This window comes from Olleya sediminilitoris (genome assembly GCF_016785945.1).
GTDB classification, from domain to species: Bacteria; Bacteroidota; Bacteroidia; order Flavobacteriales; family Flavobacteriaceae; genus Olleya; species Olleya sediminilitoris.
The window spans coordinates 1-19,285 of the sequence record NZ_JAEMEF010000009.1; the positions used below are offsets into that span (position 1 = coordinate 1).

Annotated in this window: 18 protein-coding genes and 1 other RNA gene; 11 read left to right on the plus strand and 8 right to left on the minus strand. The window is 30.0% G+C overall.

Annotated elements, in window-relative coordinates:
* On the minus strand, positions 1-2,245 hold a 2,245-nt coding region (locus JAO71_RS10515; RefSeq protein WP_203000737.1), incomplete at its 3' end, for a SprB repeat-containing protein.
* A gap of 344 nt (positions 2,246-2,589) precedes the next feature.
* On the opposite strand from JAO71_RS10515, the gene JAO71_RS10520 reads away from it, so the two are divergent.
* The 4 genes from JAO71_RS10520 (at position 2,590) to JAO71_RS10535 (ending at position 6,716) form a co-directional block, all read left to right on the plus strand.
* A complete protein-coding gene (locus tag JAO71_RS10520) occupies positions 2,590-3,078 on the plus strand; it encodes a SixA phosphatase family protein (RefSeq protein ID WP_054850898.1) in 489 nt (162 codons plus the stop codon).
* Between the two features lie 41 nt (positions 3,079-3,119).
* Positions 3,120-5,180, plus strand: coding sequence for a polyphosphate kinase 1 (ppk1, locus tag JAO71_RS10525; RefSeq protein ID WP_116822655.1), 2,061 nt, complete (start codon positions 3,120-3,122; stop codon positions 5,178-5,180).
* Positions 5,173-6,084 (plus strand): Ppx/GppA phosphatase family protein, encoded by a 912-nt coding sequence (locus JAO71_RS10530; protein WP_028607489.1) that lies wholly within the window; start codon positions 5,173-5,175, stop codon positions 6,082-6,084. The genes ppk1 and JAO71_RS10530 overlap by 8 nt, the downstream gene beginning before the upstream one ends.
* 95 nt (positions 6,085-6,179) lie before the next feature.
* Positions 6,180-6,716 (plus strand): porin family protein, encoded by a 537-nt coding sequence (locus JAO71_RS10535; RefSeq protein WP_116822656.1) that lies wholly within the window; start codon positions 6,180-6,182, stop codon positions 6,714-6,716.
* A 69-nt stretch (positions 6,717-6,785) separates the two neighbouring features.
* Here JAO71_RS10535 and miaE read toward each other — a convergent pair whose 3' ends face one another.
* From miaE to dnaX, 3 genes are read right to left on the minus strand one after another with little or no spacing between them, the layout of a single operon-like run.
* On the minus strand, positions 6,786-7,367 hold the full coding sequence (gene miaE / locus JAO71_RS10540; protein WP_054850901.1) for a tRNA-(ms[2]io[6]A)-hydroxylase: 582 nt from the start codon (positions 7,365-7,367) through the stop codon (positions 6,786-6,788).
* Between the two features lie 19 nt (positions 7,368-7,386).
* Positions 7,387-7,920, minus strand: coding sequence for a hypothetical protein (locus JAO71_RS10545; RefSeq protein WP_203000739.1), 534 nt, complete (start codon positions 7,918-7,920; stop codon positions 7,387-7,389).
* Between the two features lie 3 nt (positions 7,921-7,923).
* On the minus strand, positions 7,924-9,651 hold the full coding sequence (gene dnaX / locus JAO71_RS10550) for a DNA polymerase III subunit gamma/tau (protein WP_203000741.1): 1,728 nt from the start codon (positions 9,649-9,651) through the stop codon (positions 7,924-7,926).
* Between the two features lie 191 nt (positions 9,652-9,842).
* On the opposite strand from dnaX, the gene rnpB reads away from it, so the two are divergent.
* Positions 9,843-10,152, plus strand: an RNA gene (rnpB, locus tag JAO71_RS10555) — RNase P RNA component class A.
* Between the two features lie 35 nt (positions 10,153-10,187).
* On the opposite strand, the gene rsmD is transcribed toward rnpB, so the two are convergent.
* Genes rsmD through JAO71_RS10570 form a run of 3 tightly spaced genes read right to left on the minus strand, consistent with a single transcriptional unit; the run spans position 10,188 to position 12,293 of the window.
* Positions 10,188-10,745, minus strand: coding sequence for a 16S rRNA (guanine(966)-N(2))-methyltransferase RsmD (gene rsmD / locus JAO71_RS10560; protein WP_116822660.1), 558 nt, complete (start codon positions 10,743-10,745; stop codon positions 10,188-10,190).
* Entirely contained in the window at positions 10,745-11,566 is an 822-nt protein-coding gene (locus tag JAO71_RS10565) for a DUF3822 family protein (RefSeq protein ID WP_203000743.1), read from the minus strand. Before JAO71_RS10565 ends, rsmD begins: the two co-directional genes overlap by 1 nt.
* Complete coding sequence (locus tag JAO71_RS10570) at positions 11,550-12,293, minus strand: hypothetical protein (protein WP_203000745.1); 744 nt, start codon at positions 12,291-12,293, stop codon at positions 11,550-11,552. Before JAO71_RS10570 ends, JAO71_RS10565 begins: the two co-directional genes overlap by 17 nt.
* A 122-nt stretch (positions 12,294-12,415) precedes the next feature.
* Between JAO71_RS10570 and JAO71_RS10575 the strand changes: the two genes are divergently transcribed.
* The 6 genes from JAO71_RS10575 to JAO71_RS10600 are packed head-to-tail and all read left to right on the plus strand — an operon-like array spanning position 12,416 to position 17,587.
* The gene (locus JAO71_RS10575; protein ID WP_203000747.1) at positions 12,416-13,846 is read left to right on the plus strand and encodes an ATP-dependent DNA helicase; all 1,431 of its coding nucleotides are present in this window, start codon (positions 12,416-12,418) and stop codon (positions 13,844-13,846) included.
* A gap of 35 nt (positions 13,847-13,881) precedes the next feature.
* A complete protein-coding gene (gene kdsB / locus JAO71_RS10580) occupies positions 13,882-14,610 on the plus strand; it encodes a 3-deoxy-manno-octulosonate cytidylyltransferase (protein ID WP_236011249.1) in 729 nt (242 codons plus the stop codon).
* Positions 14,601-15,308, plus strand: coding sequence for an HAD family hydrolase (locus JAO71_RS10585; protein ID WP_203000749.1), 708 nt, complete (start codon positions 14,601-14,603; stop codon positions 15,306-15,308). Before kdsB ends, JAO71_RS10585 begins: the two co-directional genes overlap by 10 nt.
* Complete coding sequence (locus tag JAO71_RS10590) at positions 15,309-15,926, plus strand: CatA-like O-acetyltransferase (RefSeq protein ID WP_203000751.1); 618 nt, start codon at positions 15,309-15,311, stop codon at positions 15,924-15,926.
* Positions 15,927-15,954: 28 nt separating this feature from the next.
* Positions 15,955-17,037 (plus strand): iron-containing alcohol dehydrogenase family protein, encoded by a 1,083-nt coding sequence (locus tag JAO71_RS10595; protein ID WP_236011251.1) that lies wholly within the window; start codon positions 15,955-15,957, stop codon positions 17,035-17,037.
* Between the two features lies 1 nt (position 17,038).
* Entirely contained in the window at positions 17,039-17,587 is a 549-nt protein-coding gene (locus JAO71_RS10600; protein WP_203000753.1) for a 1-acyl-sn-glycerol-3-phosphate acyltransferase, read from the plus strand.
* 195 nt (positions 17,588-17,782) lie between these two features.
* On the opposite strand, the gene JAO71_RS10605 is transcribed toward JAO71_RS10600, so the two are convergent.
* Positions 17,783-19,237, minus strand: coding sequence for a hypothetical protein (locus JAO71_RS10605; protein ID WP_028289853.1), 1,455 nt, complete (start codon positions 19,235-19,237; stop codon positions 17,783-17,785).
* Positions 19,238-19,285 lie beyond the last annotated feature (48 nt).

The window sequence follows — 19,285 nt, forward strand, 5'->3', positions numbered from 1 at the left end:
CAATAACATTATTTAAGTCTTGAGTAGTTGTATTATTAGTATCGTTCCAGATATAAGAATAAGGCGCAGTACCACCAGTTACAGAGATATCAATACTACCAGTAGCTTCACTATTACATAATACATCAGTGATAGATACTATACTAGCTGATAATATAGGTTGGGTCACTGTTATTGTTTGTGTATGACTTACAGTTAAGTTACACTCATCTGTTGCTATCCATGTTCTAGTTATAGTATAACTACCATCACAAATATTACCAGTTTCAATTTCAGAAAACGATACAACTGCCTCTCCACAGTTATCTGTAGCTGTTACAGTAGGAACGTTTGGTATATTTTCACTAGTTACAGTTATGTCATTTGGTAGCGTACTATCAAAATTAGGAGGAGTAGTGTCTTCAATGGTAATTGTTTGTACGTAATTTGAAATTGTACGACCACAAGAATCTGTAAAATTCCATGTATTTGTATAAGTACCAATGGTTGGACAATTTGAACTTGATACGAATGGACCAGAAGTTTTAATTACAGTAAGGCCTGAACATGATGCTTGAGGAAATAAAGCCTGAGCTAAATTTAATGCATTTGTATCATTACATTCAATTGTTCTGTCAAGATCATTTGTATTTGTAATCCATGTGGCTTCTGCAGGCGCATTTACAGTAACAGTTGTATTTAAGTTGTTTCCAATATTGCATTCATCTACATCATTGGAACTATTACTGACAAAATCTTTAATATTTAATTCTCCACTGTAATAAGCGACTAGATTGGATTCAAGAACATCAGAACAGTTATTTGTTAAATAATAACATTGATCGTTAATTGTTGTTTGATACTGTAAATCTAAACTTTCACTTGTGTCTAGTAAACCATTATCTATATTAAAGGTTAAGACTCTTGAGTTATTGTCATAATTATAAGTTATGCCAGAAGTTAAACCAGTAATGGGTAATGTTAATTCTGAACCTAGTGGAATAACTGTTGATAAAGAAACATTATTAGCGTTATCATTACCTATATTAGATATATTTGCTGAATAATTAACTGTTTGAGGAGTGTTACCAGGAGTAATATTAATTGGCGATGCAGTAAAAATGGTTTGTATGATAGGCTCATAAACTTCAACTGAAAAACCTAAAGCAAAAAGACCATAGGTTTCTTGATTAGAGGTTAATCTAAAAGTTGCGGAAGTTTGATTATTGTCAAGTATATTATTTCCATTATTACTCAAAGAAAATACAGAAGCATCAAATCCTAATGTATTTAAACTTGCTGGATTTCTATCTGTAAAGTTATTATTACCTACAGTTATTCTACTATTAAAGAAATTGAAAGTGTTTCTTTGTGGAGCATCAATGTCTACAAAGTTATTAAATGTATTTCGTATTTGTAATCTATCACCAGATAAAGATCTGTCTCCTTCTAAAGCACCAATTACAATATCTGCTTTAACGCTTCCGATTGGTACTGTTTGAAAACCAGATACATCAATATTAAAGTTGTTTTGAGAACTTGTTACATTTGCATAACCATCAAAAAGTGTAATGTTTCTAGTTTTTAGATTTTCACTTTTATAAACCATTATAATTTGCCAACCTCCAGAAGTACCAGTGTTTGTGTTTTCATGAGAAATTAAAAAGCCGGTTTTAGCCTCAACATTAGCTACTTGAAATTTACCAAATGGATTGCTTAAATTGTTTACACTGTTTGTAATATCTTTAACACAAACGTATGGGTCATTGTTAATAAGCGGATTTTCATCTCGACCTCTATAAATGACATCATCAGCTGTTATAGTTGTATAACTAGTTTGGCCAGGTAACATTAATTTTACATCATTGTAATTCCAGTTTGGTTGGTTGTCAGTTTGGGTTCCATTAGGTGTATCAGTACCTCTGTCTGCAGCAGCCCAATACAATAGTACTTTTTCAATTTGAAGACATGGATCATTTGGTCTTGGATTAGATAGGTTTGCACTACTGGAATTAAAGGTTGTATTATCGTTATCTATATCAACATAAACGTTATTGGTAAAAGTATGGTTATCTCCATTACCATTGTAATTTCCAGTAGCTGTCCTAGACAGCATATTATTAGCAATAATTGTTACGTCACCTGTTAAAGTAGAGTTATAACGTGGTGTAAATTGTTTTTTGACTTGAGCTTTAACAGATAAGCCAACCAAAAGGATTACTATAAATAGTAATTGCTTAATAAAATTTATTTTAATTTTTTCCAAAACTTTTTTTTATTATAAATTTTAAGCATTAAAACAAAATTCATTTATTTTGTATATACCAGTAAGAGACTTGTTAATTACCCTCATAATATAAATATTACTGCGTTAAAATATATTTTAAATTTAATTACTAAAAAAATTTACAACATAAGGGAGAACTACTACAGGTGCTAATTGTAGTTTATTGTTATTTATTAGATTTTAGGGATGTAATCAATTAATAGCACAACAAAAGAAGTATGAAAATTGCTCTGAATCAAATAAATATGTTATAGCACCCAAAAATACGTTAAAATGTATTTTTGAAAAATATTATCGATGAAATATGATTTTAAACGACTATTATGAATAAAAAGATACAATTTATTAGGCATGCTAAATCCTCATGGAAATATGATGTTTCAGATAAGGAACGACCTTTAAAAAAAAGAGGTGTAAATGATGTTGTATTAATGTGTAAACATTTAAAAACTAAAATTTTAAAGCCAGAGGCTATTTTTTCTAGTCCAGCTAATCGGACAAAATTAACCGCAATGTTGTTCGTCGATAACTTAAAGCTCAATTCTATAAAAATTGAGTACAAAAACGAACTTTATGACTTTTCAGGAGAGTCTGTTTTAAGTGTTTTAAAATCTTGTGACAATTCAATTAATACATTAATGCTATTTGGTCATAATTATGCACTAACCAATTTATGTAATTCTTTAGGAGATATAAGCATTGATAATGTAACAACATCAGGATTTGTAGAGATAGAATTTAAACAATCTTCATGGAAAGACATAAAAAACGGAAAAACAACTAAAATTGTATTCCCAAAACATTTAAAATAGCCAATCTATTTAGATATATTTGTAGTAAAATTTGCAAATAAATGACTGATCATATTTTAGACAAAAAGTACATAAATAGAGAGTTAAGTTGGTTACAGTTTAATCATCGTGTTTTGCAAGAAGCTGCAGATGAGACTGTTCCGTTAATAGAGAGACTTCGTTTTTTAGGGATATTTTCTAATAATTTAGACGAATTTTTCAAAGTTAGATATGCTACTGTTAAACGTATAGATTATGCAGGTAAAGCAGGTAAAAGTCAATTAGGAGGTATAAAAGCTTCAGAATTATTAGAGATTATTACCAACATTGTTATCAAGCATCAAACCGAAAGTCTAAAGATTTTAAATGACATTCAAAAAAAATTAGAAGCCGAAAATATTTTCATTCTAAGAGAAAATAAAGTAACAAAAAAACAAAAAGAATACCTTAGAAAATATTTTCTTGATAAAGTTAGTCCTGCACTTGTAACCATAGTATTAAATTCTGAAATCAAACTTCCTAATCTTAAAGATAGTGCAGCTTATCTTGCGGTAAATATGCACATGGAAGGTCAAGATAACCAATATGCTTTGATAGAAATATCAAAAAATATGGATCGTTTTATTGTCTTACCAAAAGATGGTGATACAGATAATATTATCATGTTAGACGATTTGTTAAGGCTATTTTTAGACGATATCTTTAATATTTTTGATTACACTAAAATTACTGCTCATATGATAAAAATCACTCGTGATGCCGAGTTAGATTTAGACAGTGATTTGACTAAAAGTTTCATGGAAAAAATTAGTGATAGTGTAAAAGATAGACAAGAAGGAGAACCAGTACGATTTGTCTATGATAAGACTATAGATAAATCAACGTTAGCCTTTTTAATGGACAAAATGGGAATTGATAATACAGATAGTATAATTCCTGGAGGAAGGTATCATAACCGTCGAGATTATATGGGTTTCCCTAGTTTGGGACGTACAGATTTGTTGTATGATAAGATTGTTCCGCTTCCTATTAAAGGATTAAGTCTAGAAGGTAGTATTTTTGAAGCTATAGCAAAAAAAGACTATTTGCAATACGCACCTTATCACACGTTTACTTACATTGTAAAATTTTTACGTGAGGCAGCTTTAGATCCTAAAGTTAAAACCATAAAAATTACAATATATAGGTTAGCACAAATATCTCATGTTGCAAGTTCATTAATAAATGCAGCCAAAAACGGAAAAAAAGTTATTGTTTCTATGGAGATACAAGCGCGTTTTGATGAAGAAGCAAATATCGCTTACGCGGAACAAATGCAGCGTGAAGGAATACAGCTAATTTTTGGAGTGCAAGGATTAAAAGTACACAGTAAAATGTGTATGATTGAAAGAGAAGAAGGTAAAAAAATGAAACGTTATGGTTTTATTAGTACAGGAAACTTCAACGAATCTACCGCAAAAATTTACACAGATTATACTTTATTTACAGCAAATCAAAAAATATTAAAAGACGTTAATAAAGTTTTTAACTTTTTTGAAGTAAATTATAAAGTACACCGTTTTAAACACATTATAACATCACCTCATTATACTAAAAACAAGCTTTTTCAATTAATAGATAAAGAAATTAGTAATGTAAAAGATGGCAAACCTGCATACATAAAACTTAAAATGAATAGTATATCTAGCTATCAAATGGTAGATAAACTATATGAAGCAAGTCAAGCAGGAGTTAAAATACAAATGATTGTTAGAGGTATTTGTTGTTTAGTTCCAGGTGTTAAAGGTATCAGCGAAAATATTGAAGTTATCAGTATAGTCGATAAGTTTTTAGAACACACAAGATTATATGTGTTTTGTAATAACAACGATCCAAAAGTCTATATCTCATCTGCAGATTGGATGACAAGAAATATAGAAAATAGGGTAGAAGTAAGCTGTCCAATATATGATCAAGAAATTAAAGAAGAATTAATTCATACGTTTCATATTTGTTGGAATGATAATGTTAAAGCTAGAATTTTAAATAAAGCACAAAATAACATTTACAAAAAAAATGAGGCACCTAAACTTAGGTCTCAATTTGAAGCTTATAATTACTTAAAAAATAAATTAGATGCTTAAAATTCAAAAATTTGCAGCAATAGATATAGGTTCAAATGCAGTACGCTTGTTAATATCAAATATTGTAGAAGAAAAAGATAAACCTACACGATTTAAAAAAAGCTCGTTAGTTAGGGTTCCTGTTAGACTTGGTGCAGATGTTTTTGTAAAAGAAGAAATATCAGAAAACAACATCATGCGTATGTTGGATACTATGCAAGCTTTTAAATTATTAATGCAAACACATGGTGTTGTAAAATATAAAGCTTGTGCGACATCTGCAATGCGTGAGGCTAATAATGGTAAAGATTTAGCTAAGTTAATTAAGAAAAAAACAGGACTACAAATAGATATTATTGAAGGAGAGGAAGAAGCAGCAATTATAGCAGCTACAGATTTACAATCTTATATAGATCCTAATAAAATATATTTATATGTTGATGTTGGTGGAGGAAGTACAGAATTTTCTGTAATAGATAAAGGGATAAAAACAGCGTCCAAATCTTTTAAAATAGGTACCGTTCGTCTATTAAACGACATGGTTAAAAAGGATGCTTGGTTAGAATTAGAGCAATGGATAAAAGCAAAAACCTCTAAACACGACAAAATTCAAGTTATTGGTTCTGGAGGAAACATTAATAAAATATTTAAAGTTTCAGGTAAAGCAATGGGTAAACCGTTATCATATTTTTACTTGACTTCATACTATAACATGCTTCAAACGTACTCATACGAAGAGCGTATCTCTACATTGGATTTAAATCAAGATAGAGCAGATGTTATTATTCCTGCAACACGTATATACTTATCTGCAATGAAATGGTGTGGAGCAAAAGATATTTTTGTTCCAAAAATTGGTTTATCAGACGGAATAATTAAAAGTATGTATAATGACACAGTTTCAAGTCATACAAAGTTAAAATAATACACTTTATCTATTTAATAGCTAGTTTTTGTCAAAAAAAATTATATTTACACTTATAACTATTTCAAAAAACTAACCAATTTAACTTATTTCATATGAAAAAAACTATTCTACTTTTTACATTCATGCTAGCCTCTTTTTATGGCTTTTCACAAGATGCTTTATATGGTGTTAGAGCTGGATATACAATCTCTAATTTAGACTTTGATCCAGAAGTACCAGCTGGTATTGAAAATGCACATAGAAATGGTTTTTTTATTGGTTTTTTTGGTGAATATAGTATATCTAAAACCTTTTCTTTTGCTCCAGAAATTCAGTTTTCTGCAGAAGGTGCTAAAGAGCAAAATTTGAGAATTAACTACATTCAAATGCCTTTATTTTTTAAATTTAAAATAGATCAGAGTTTATCTATAGGTGTAGGACCACAAGCTAGTTTAAAAGGACATTCTTACGAAGATGGATTTAAAAACTTTGGATTTTCTGCTTTAGGTGGTTTAGAATATTTAATTACTGACGAAATTTTTATTGACTTTAGATATTCTTACGGTTTAACCAACGTTTTTGATGACAATGATGTTGATTTAGAAGCTAAAAATACTAACATGCAAATTGGTGTTGGATTAAAGTTTTAATCTTAACAATCAAACAAAAAAAAGCCAACTATAAGTTATAGTTGGCTTTTTTTTGTTTGTCAGGTTTAATTAACCATGTATCGTTTCGTTTTTACTTAGGTTTTTCATTATGTCAGCTTCGTAGTCAAGTAAATCATTCCATTTTTGATCCACTTCTTTTCGGTCACCATATTGTCTTGCAAACCCTAAAAACATAGTATAATGGTTAGCTTCACTAACCATTAGTTTACGGTAAAATTCAGCTAAAGATTTATCTTCTAACTGCTCAGATAACAACCTAAAGCGTTCACAGCTCCTTGCTTCAATTAAAGCAGCATAAAGTAGTCTGTGTACTAATTGAGTCGTTCTGCTTCCTCCTTTAGGAAAAAACTTTAAGAGTTGTATCACATAATCATCCTTACGATCACGACCTAAAACCCAACCGTTTTTTAAGATTAAATCATGTACCATTTTAAAGTGGCTAATTTCTTCTTTAACCAAAGCAACCATTTCTTGAACCAGATCTGTATATTCAGGAAAACTTACAATTAATGATATTGCTGTACTTGTTGCTTTTTGCTCACAGTAAGCATGGTCTGTCAAAATATCTTCAATATTTTTTTCTACTATATTCACCCAACGTGGATCTGTTGGTAGTTTTAGTCCAAGCATAGTTATTGTTTTTGGATATTTATATTTTTGTAATCAAATACTCACCTTCAGGATCAATAGCAATATTATAAACAGGACAACTGACTGTTCTTGGTATACATGCTGATGCTACAAGATGTAACGTATTAGTGTTTAAGGATTTTATTTCGTCAATATAGACTTGGTTGAGTACATAATCAGTATTAGATAGCGATAAAAAAGCATCATCTAATACATGTTTAAAAATTTGCTTATTATTTTTATAAACTTCAACTTCTGTTATTACTTCCCTAAAATAATGTTTATTAGTAGTAGTTGACGTTTTAAATGTTTGTAACACATTGTTTTCCATGTCAGAATAGTTTTTTATTTTGACAGTATAACCATTGCTTAAAATGGTGTCATTAGTAAACTCAGTATATTCTTCAGGAAAGTACTTTAAATTTTCTGTAAAAGACAGTAGTAATTCTTTAGCAGCAACTCTATCTAAAGGTTGTTTTTTTGCATGATACCGACCATCACAACTAAATAGTGTAATTATTATTGTAATAATTAAAATGGAGTACTTAATCATAATCTAAACGTCTAAATCAAAAGTTTTTCTTAGTAATTCTAAGTTAGGGTTTTTTTCTTTAAGCTTTTCATATTTTTCAACAGGTGTGTAAGCATATTTTGTCTCTAACTGTTCATCAACAGTAATATCTAAAACTATATCATAGTTTTTAAGATTTTTACGTAAATAAGTCATTAGGTCAAAAGACTGTCGTTCAACCTCTACTTTGTTAGTGGAATTAGGAAAAGTCAACTGAATTGATACACCATCTGCTGCCAGTGTTGGTTTGTCAATAGATAATATAGATGCTAAATTAAACTTTCCTTCTTTTTCAATTTTTGACACAAAAGTATTCCAAACTTCAGTTAAGTCATCTTGATGAAAAGGTTCTCTTGGTAAGTTTTCTTCATCAACAACAACTTCTAATTGTTTAATTTGGTGTTCTTTTTTTGCTCTTATACTTTTTAGTGATAAGCCAGATGTTCTTTTTTTATTAGTTGCAATACCATTTTCTAAAACAATTTTTGGTTTAGATGGAGTAATAGGTTTTACTGCTTCCGCAGAAACTTTTGCAGTTGTATTTGTGTTGCTTACAACAGCTTCAACATTGGGTTTTGTAACTTTAACAGGAGTTATTCCAATTTTTTTGAAATAAGAAGGTGGAATTATGAACCGACTGCTATTTTTTTTTTCTCCATCAAAAGTGATAGAGGCTAATTGCATTAGGGTAAGTTCAACTAGGAGTCGCTGATTTTTACTGCTTTTATATTTCAAATCACACTCGTTAGCCAAGTTAATTCCTTTAATTAAAAAGTCTTGACTTGCTTTTTGAGATTGTTCTAAATATTTAGTTTTAGTGTCTTCACCAACTTCAAGTAACTCTATAGTTACTGGGTTTTTACAGACTAATAAATCTCTAAAATGAGACGCTAAACCTGCAATATAATGGTGACCATCAAATCCCTTTGATAAGGTTTTATTAAACTGAATTAATAATTCAGGTATTTTATTTTCTAGGATATTGTCCGTACTTTCAAAGTAAGTTTCATAATCTAAAACATTTAAATTTTCAGTAACAGATTGTCTTGTTAGTTCTTTACCAGAAAAACTAACGACACGATCAAATATGGATAATGCATCACGCATTGCTCCATCTGCCTTCTGAGCAATAATGTGTAAAGCATCGTCTTCTGCATTTATACCTTGCTCTGTAGCAATATATTTTAAATAATTTTTAGCGTCTTTAACAGTTATTCGTTTAAAATCAAAAATTTGGCAACGTGATAATATAGTTGGTATTATCTTGTGTTTTTCTGTGGTTGCTAAAATAAAAATACAGTGTTTTGGTGGTTCTTCTAAAGTCTTTAAAAAAGCATTAAAAGCGGATTGAGATAACATGTGTACCTCGTCAATAATATAGACTTTGTATTTACCAACTTGAGGCGGAATACGAACTTGGTCTGTTAGATTTCTGATATCATCAACCGAGTTGTTTGAGGCAGCATCCAGTTCAAAAATATTAAATGCAAAATCCTCGTCTTCAGACTCAGTACCATCACTATTTATCATCTTAGCTAAAATACGTGCACAACTAGTTTTACCAACACCACGTGGTCCTGTAAATAGTAAGGCTTGTGCTAAATGATTGTTTTCAATAGCATTTAGTAAGGTATTTGTAATAGCAGATTGCCCAACAACGTCCTTAAAGGTTTGTGGTCTATATTTTCTGGCAGATACTACAAAGTGTTCCAAATTATATCGAATTTTTAAACATCTGTTTGATGCTATAATAATGAATAACAAATTTAAAAAATACCCATTAAACTAAGAAACCTTATCCTTGATTTTATGGATAGTTATTAACAAAACTATAGTTATTGTATTTGTTGAAACTATTTAAAGTTTATTGTATACCAAATGTATTGTTTGTTGTAATTTTGCATTTAGTAAATCGCCTTATCGCTTTAAATTTAGTTTAAAGAGGAAAGTCCGGACACCATAGTGTAATCATAGTGGTTAACAGCCATCCACCGAAAGGTGAGGAAAAGTGCAACAGAAAGTATGTACAGGTCATGCTGTAGTGAAACCAGGTAAACTCTATGAGGTGCAATACCATGTATACTAACGTTTGAGCGTACACGCGCGATTGTTAGAGGGTAGGTAGCTAAAGCGTGTTGGTAACAGCAAGCTCAGATAAATGATAAGGGCTCTTTGTTAAGAGTACAAAATCCGGCTTATAGATTTGCTTAACTATAAAAAAACCATCTAGTAATAGATGGTTTTTTGTTTTATTCTTCTTCGTCGATAGTTTTATTTTCAAAAAAACTAAATACGTTTCCTCCATAACTTTTGGAGTGTGTATAGTTTTGTAATTGTGATAAATCTGTGTGTTTAGAATGTTCTACAATTAATAAGCCTTCAGTTTCTAGTAATTTGTTTTCAAAAATTAAGGTTGGAATTTTCGCAAATTCTTCAACAGGAAAATCATAAGGTGGATCTGCAAATATGATTGTATGTTGTTGTTTGCTTTTTTCTAAAAATTTAAACACATCACTTTTAATGGTTTGTATATCCATTTCAAAACTAGTAGCAGTTTCGTTTATAAATTTTATACAACCATAGTCTTGATCTACACATAAAATTTGTTCTGTACCTCTAGAAGCAAACTCATAGCTTATGTTTCCTGTACCAGCAAATAGGTCTAATACCGAAATATCATCAAAATAAAACTGGTTATTTAAAATGTTAAATAAGGCTTCCTTTGCCATATCTGTTGTTGGACGTACTGGTAGCTTTTTTGGAGCTGTTATCCTTCTTCCTTTAAATTGTCCTGATACGATGCGCATTATAAGCTTTTTAGTAATGTAAAATGTAAGTGGTTCTCTTTTGGTTTTTCGGTAAAATCTAAATTGTCATTTCTATTTCCAAAAGACACATGTCTAATGTATTTATATGAAATTTGATAGATAGGGTCTTCCTCTGTAACACTTCCTAAAAACACCACGTTTATAATTTCTGGATTTAGTTTTAATTGCTCCAGAGTAAATATTAGGTAATATATAAAATCTTCCTTTGTATGATACTCAAATGTGTTGTATAACAAAAGTTTTCCTTTTTGTATTGCTATTATCTGAAAATTAGAACTAGAAATATTAACATATACCTTAGCTTGGTCATTGTGCTTTTCTAAAATTAATAATTTTTCTATTAATATGGTAGAGAAGTGGTTGTAAGTAAATGTACCAAACTGATCAAATATAAAATTGTTTACATTGGTAAAAGGCACATAAACATTAACACTGTCGTTACTAATTATTGTATCAAATGTAATGAAGTCTGTCTTTAAAATTTTGGTGTTAAATTTTAAATAATCAGCTAAAGCGTCTTCTTTAAATAATGGTTTGGGTACTAATGTTGCCCAATCATTAACATGTATAATGTTGATGTTATCAAACTTAATTTTTAATAACGCTTCTGTTTTAAAAAGATCTTTAACTGCATCTAGTAACTCAGTAGGTGTTTTTTTTATTTTAAAGTCTTGAGACTTTAAGTGTAAGACAGTATTATTGTCTTTTTTTAAAACACAAAAAGAAAGTCCACTCAAACTAATTTGAATGGACAATTCTAAGTTGCTTGAATTATGTATTGTATTACTCGTTACTGCCATAAGTTTTAGGCCAGTTTCCAAGTGTTTTAAAATCGCTCATAGATCCTACACGTAAAGCATCACCATTAACACCTTCAACAGATATTACTTGATTTTCTTTAAGTCTTAAGTTTTTGTCTTGATCGTATAAGATGTCATCTTTTTTAACATATGCTTCAAAAACAGGAATTTCATTTCCGTTTTCATCTTCTAACATTCCAGCATCCATTGTAAATTTAGTACCTTCTTTTGCTAGTGGTACATTCATCATGGTTTTGTATCTGTCAGTATCTTTAAATAATCTGTCTTTTACTGGTTCATAACCAATAGTGTCAACAATAACTTCGTCTTTAAACATAGTTACACCACCATAAGCTAAAGTTCTTTCTTCATCAACAACACTAGTGTCTCTTCTTTCTACTAATGTAAATTTACCATTTTCGATAAATCTAATTAATTCGTCATAACTTTTAGTGAATTTTCCAGTAACAGTTCTGTGTGCTAATTGTGCATCTCTAATATCTATTAAACGCTCAATAGCTGCAGCGTAACGTTTTTCTTTAAGTTTATTAAATTCAATTTCGCCATAAACAGAATTAAATGTGATATAACCTAAAAAGATTATAAGTGCCCAAAGCGCTATTGTTAAAAAAGGTTTTGCTTTAGTTGGGATAAATTTGTCAATAAGCCAAACAATCAAAATTGTTAGTAAAATTGCTCCAAGTACAATAAGTGCTAATTTTATCATAGTATTTTATTAAATTTAATTAAGGTCAGTGACAAATCTACAATTTTTTTTTATTCGTTAAAACCATTGTTGGTAAAAATGATTTATATATTTGATAAAAAGTTTACAATTCACACAATTTAATGACTAGTTCTCAATTTTATTCCCTTATAAAACAGCATTTTCCGTTTAATCCAACCACAAAACAAGATATTTTACTTTTACAACTTTCTGAATTTATTTTAAATGATAAAGAAAATGGAGTGTTTTTGTTAAAAGGTTACGCTGGTACTGGTAAAACCACTATTATTGGTACAATTGTAGCAAATTTATGGAAGATCAAAAAAAGTGCAGTTTTGATGGCTCCAACAGGTCGAGCAGCCAAAGTAATCTCTAATTATTCTAAAAAAGAAGCATTTACTATCCATAAAAAAATATATTTCCCTAAAAAAGAAAGAGGAGGAGGTGTAAAGTTTGTTTTGCAACCCAATAAACACAAAAACACCATTTTTATTGTAGATGAAGCTTCTATGATACCGGATTCGCCAAGCGATTCTAAATTATTTGAAAACGGATCATTATTAGATGACTTAATGCAATATGTTTATCAAGGACATAAATGTAAACTGCTTTTAATTGGTGACACTGCTCAGTTACCTCCAGTTAAATTAGATATTAGTCCAGCTTTAGATGTAAATACGCTTAGTTTAAACTATAATAAGTCAGTAACTAAAATGGAACTTGATGAAGTTGTACGTCAAGGTGAAGATTCTGGTATTCTAGAAAACGCTACCATTTTAAGAGAAGCTATTTCTGACGGATTTTATGACAGCTTTAAATTTAATTTAAAAGCTTTTAAAGATATAGTCAGATTAGTAGATGGTTATGAAATTATGGATGCTATAAATGACTCTTATAGTAGTTTGGGTCATGAAGAAACCAGTATAATTGTTAGAAGTAATAAACGTGCAAACCTATATAATCAACAAATACGTAGTCGTATTTTGTTTAATGAAAACGAGTTATCTGCAGGTGATTACCTAATGGTAGTTAAAAATAATTACTTTTGGATTAAGCCAATAACCGAAGCTGGTTTTATAGCAAATGGTGATATTATTGAAGTTTTAGAAATCTTTAGCATTAAAGAATTATATGGTTTTAGGTTTGCAGAAGTTAAAGTGCGTATGGTTGATTACCCTAAAATGCAACCATTTGAAACCGTTTTAATGTTAGATACCATTGAAGCCGAAACACCATCATTACCATATGAAGAGTCTAACCGATTGTATCAAGAAGTCCAAAAAGATTATGAAGACGAAACCAGTAACTATAAAAAATTCTTAAAAATAAAAGGTAATAACTACTTTAACGCACTTCAAGTTAAATTTAGTTATGCCATAACGTGTCATAAATCACAAGGTGGTCAATGGAATACGGTTTTTATAGAGCAACCTTATCTACCTAACGGAATAGACAAAGACTACCTTAGGTGGCTATATACTGCAATTACTCGTGCAAAAGAAAAACTATATTTAATTGGTTTTAAAGACGAATTTTTTGAAGAAGACCATTAAAATACCTTATTTTTATACTCTAATTTAAAACTTAGATGAAAATAATAGCAATGATTCCTGCACGATATAGTGCATCTCGTTTTCCTGGTAAATTAATGAAAGATTTAGGAGGAAAACCTGTCATTACACGTACTTATGAAGCAACAGTTAATACCAAATTATTTGATGATGTGGTGGTGGTGACTGATAGCGATATAATTTATGACGAAATCAATAAAATTGGTGGTCATGTTTTAATGAGTAAAAAAGAACACGAATGTGGTAGTGATCGTATTGCAGAAGCTGTTCAAGATTTAGATATAGATATAGTCATTAATGTGCAAGGCGATGAGCCTTTTACTGATGCAGAGTCTTTAAAAAAACTGATTCAGGTTTTTAAAGAAGATAAAGATCAAATAGTTGATCTAGCATCATTAATGGTAAATATTTCTAATTGGGAAGAAATTAAAAACCCAAATACAGTGAAGGTTATTGTAGATCAGCAAGATTTTGCATTATATTTTTCAAGAAGCCCAATACCTTATCCAAGAGATGAAGCTGTAGCTGTAAAATACTTTAAACATAAAGGTGTCTATGCTTTTAGAAAACAAGCTATACTTGATTTTTATAATTTACCAATGCTAACGCTTGAAGCTTCAGAAAAGATTGAATGTATTAGGTATTTAGAATACGGTAAACGTATTAAAATGGTTGAAACAGATATCGAAGGAGTAGAAATTGATACACCTGAAGATTTAGAACGTGCAAAAAAACTATGGAAGTAGATTATAGTCATATTAAAGTTATCGGTTTTGATGCTGATGATACACTTTGGGTAAACGAAACGTATTTTAGAAACGCTGAGCAAGAATTTGCTAAACTTTTAAGTCAGTTTGAAACCGAAAATAAAATAGACCAAGAACTATTTAAAATGGAAATTAAAAATCTTCCAGTATATGGTTATGGTGTAAAAGGTTTTGTGTTATCCATGGTAGAAATGGCTTTAGAGCTTTCAAACCATACGGTTTCAAATGCAACTATATCTAAAATTTTAGATATAGGTAAAAATATGATTAATGAAAAAGTAGAGCTGTTAGATGGTGTAGAGGAAGTACTTAAACAATTATCTAAAAAGTATAAGTTAATTGTTGCCACTAAAGGTGATTTACTGGATCAAGAACGTAAACTAGAAAAGTCAGGGTTGTTAGATTATTTTCATCATATTGAAGTTTTAAGTGATAAAAAAGAAGCTAATTATTCTAAATTATTAAACCATTTAGAGATTAAGCCTTCAGAGTTTTTAATGATAGGTAACTCTTTAAAATCAGATATTTTACCACTTGTTAATTTAAAAGCCAGTGCCATACATGTTCCGTTTCATACAACTTGGTTGCATGAGCAAGTAGATGTTAATACCAACGATTTAAAACAATATCAAACACTTAAAAGTCTAAAAGACTTACCCAAATTATTAAAATTATAATTGAAAACATTAGATATAAATACCTGGAACAGAAAACAGCATTTTGAGCATTTTTCAAAATTGAAGGATCCTTATTTTGGGGTAACAATTCCTTTTGATGTAAGCAAAGCCTACGCTTATGCTAAAGTTAATAATGTAAGCTTTTTTGGTGTTTATCTTCATGCATGCATGACCGCTATAAATGCAATAGAAAATTTTAAATATAGAATAGTAGATGATGCTATTCAAATTTGTGATACTATCCATGCTTCGGCTACAATTATTAGAAGTGACAAAACCTTTGGTTTTTCTTTTATAAATTATGATACAGACTTAAATGTGTTTTTATCTAATTTATCTGCCGAAAAACGAAGAATTGAAAACTCACACGACCTGTTTCCACCAGTTAATGCTAATAATTGCATACATTGCTCAGCATTACCTTGGGTGAATTTTTCCGGTCATAAAGAGCCCACTTCAGGCGCAGTAGAATCTGTTCCTAAATTAGCATTTGCTAAAGCAATTAAAGACAATGACCAATTAATGATGAATGTAGCAATTAGTGTTAATCACGCTTTAGTGGATGGTTATCATATTGGTTTATTTTCAGAATTATTTCAAGAACAATTAAATAAGTAATAAATTTACAAATAAAGACTAAAAGTCAATGAGTTATAAAAATTTTCCAATGGTGTCAAATGTAGTATTTGGACGTGGTAGTTTTAATCAATTAGCAGATATTATTCAACCTAAAAGATTAAACACTAAAGCACCATTTATATTTTTTGTAGATGATGTCTTTAAAGGAAATGCTTGGTTAACCTCAAGAATACCATTATCCTATCAAGATAAAATAGTTTTTGTATCTACCAAAGAAGAACCAAAAACAGAACAAATAGATCAGTATGTAGAGGATATTATACTAAACTTTAAAGAACGTCCTTCTGGTATTATAGGTATTGGAGGTGGTTGTTTGCTAGATGTAGCAAAAGCTGTTGCTATAATGCTCAATAATGATGGAGAAAGTAAAGATTATCAAGGTTGGGATTTGGTAAAAAACGAAGCTGTTTATCATGTTGGTATACCTACAATATCAGGAACTGGAGCAGAGGTTTCTAGAACAACTATTTTAACTGGTCCAGAACGTAAATTAGGTATCAATAGTGACTACACTCCTTTTGATCAAGTTATATTGGATCCAGAATTAACCAAAGATGTACCGACTGACCAATGGTTTTATACAGGAATGGATTGTTATGTACATTGTATAGAATCTTTAAAAGGAACCTATTTAAATGCTTTTAGCCAATCTTATGGTGAGAAGGCATTGGAGCTTTGTAAAGATATTTTTCTAGGAGATCATTTAACCGAAGAAGAAGCTCAAGATCAATTAATGATGGCTAGTTGGCATGGCGGAATGAGTATTGCCTACTCTCAAGTCGGTGTAGCACATGCTATGAGTTATGGTTTAGGTTATTTGTTAGGTATCAAACATGGTATTGGTAACTGTATTGTTTTCGATCATTTAGAAGATTATTATCCTGAAGGAGTAGCAATGTTTAAACAAATGAAGATTAAACATAATATAACTTTACCTCAAGGTATTTGTAAAGATTTATCTGACAAAGATTTTGATATTATGATAAATGTTGCTTTAAGTTTAGAACCTTTATGGGAAAATGCAATTGGTAAAAACTGGAAAGACAAAATAACTCACGAAACGCTTAAGGCATTATACCAAAAAATGTAATATGTACTGGTTAGCAAAATTAATATATTTTAAAGTTATTGGCTGGAAAGTAGTTGGAAACACCAATTTTTCTCAAGACACTATTAAAAAGGCTGTTTTTATATCAGCACCACATACTAGTAATTTCGATTTTATTATTGGCATACTATTACGTAAGGTTACTCGGGTCAAAACCAATTTTATCGGTAAAAAATCATTATTTACGTGGCCATTTGGTTATTATTTTAGAGCTGTTGGTGGTGTACCAGTAGACAGAAAAAACAAAGAGAATAAAGTCTTATCTATAGCTAAGCTGTTTGAAAATAAAGAAGAGTTTAGATTAACCTTAGCACCTGAAGGTACTAGAAGTAAAGTAGAGGAGTGGAGAACAGGTTTTTACTACATAGCTAAACAAGCCAATGTACCTATCATTATGTTTACAATGGACTTTGGTAATAAGCAAAACAAAATATCAGAACCTTTTTACCCAACGGATGACGTAGAAGCTGATTTTAAATATATGAAATCTTTCTTTAAAGGAGTTAGAGGTAAAATTTCAAAAAATTCGTAATAAAATAAGTTTTTTTATTAAAAATTAAATTTTGGTACGGGATTTGTTATACTATAATCGTAGTACTTGATGAAACATACAGTAAACTTCAGTCACTAAAAAGAAACATTAAAACTACTACGCTTACACAAATAAAAAGCGCTTTTAAGTTTATCTTAAAAGCGCTTTATTTTTTTATAGAATTTATAAATTGTTTTATTTTTTATTAGGAATTTCCTCAGTTTCACAATTAAATAAACTTTGTTCCATAATTAGTTTAGAGACACCTTCTGGTAGCATTTGTTGCCATCCATCTTCTCCAGAATTTATCATTTTTAAAACCCTTCTAGAAAACACCTCTAGTGTACTTGGGTCAAAGTCTGTGATATCTACAACCTTTCCATTGTATTTAAAGAATTTATATAATTCTTTCATTCGTGGATGTACTTTTAAAGTATCACTGGTAGTTAAAGTACCATCTTCATCTTTCATTGGGTACAGGTAAACACGTAAATCTTTAAAGAATAATTTACCAAATGCTTCTAAGATACCACCACTTAAGTGTCTGTAATATTTCTCGTCAAAAATATCTACAAGATTATTTACTCCCATTGCTAATCCCATTCTGTTTTTAGAATATTGAGAGAAGTATTCTACCAATTTATAGTATTCTTGGAAGTTTGAAATCAATACAGTATGTCCTAAAGAGCATAACAAACGTGCACGATCCATAAAATCTTGCTCATCAATTTCACCTTCAGCTCTTAGGTTAGATAAAGTAATTTCAAAAATAACCTGAGTATTGTTTTCGTCTACTTTATTTTCTTTAATAAACATCTCCAAAGACTTTTCATACATGTCAATATTAACTTTAGTTACAGGTCTAAAACTACCACGTAACGCTAATATATTTTTTTTGTATAAAACTCTTGCTGGTAATACATTATTTCCGTCAGGAGCAAACATGACAGCATCAGTCATTCCGTTTTTAACTAATTGTAAACTCATTAGACGGTTGTCTACATCTTTAAAAACTGGACCAGAAAAGTTAATAGTATCAATTTCTATTTGATCTTTATCTAAGTGATCATATAAGTAACGTAACAGCTTTCTAGGTTCGTTATACTTATAAAAAGCACCATAAATTAGGTTTGTACCTAAAATTCCTAAAGTTTCTTGTTGTAATCTTGCATCGTTTTCTTTAAAACGTATGTGCAAAACAATTTCGTTATATTCTTCTTCTTCAGGATCAATTTGATATTTAATTCCTACCCAACCATGTCCTTTATATTTTTTAGCAAAATCAATAGTTGCCACAGTATTAGCAAAACTAAAAAACATTTTGTGTGGATTTTTTTCTCTTCCAATACGTTCTTCAATTAATCTAATTTCATGAGCTACCATTTTACGTAAACGCGCTTCGGTTACGTAACGTCTATCGTTTTCAATACCATAAATAGCATCACTAAATTCTTTATCATAGGCAGACATTGCTTTTGCAATAGTACCAGATGCTCCTCCAGCTCTAAAAAAGTGACGCACAGTTTCTTGTCCAGCTCCAATTTCAGAAAACGTTCCGTAAATATTTTCGTTTAAATTAATACGTAATGCTTTGTCCTTAAGAGACGGAATATTTTCAAACTCTTTATCTCCTTTTAGCCTTATTTCCATATAAAATTTACAATGATGTTAAGTTTTACAAAGGTATCAAATAACTAT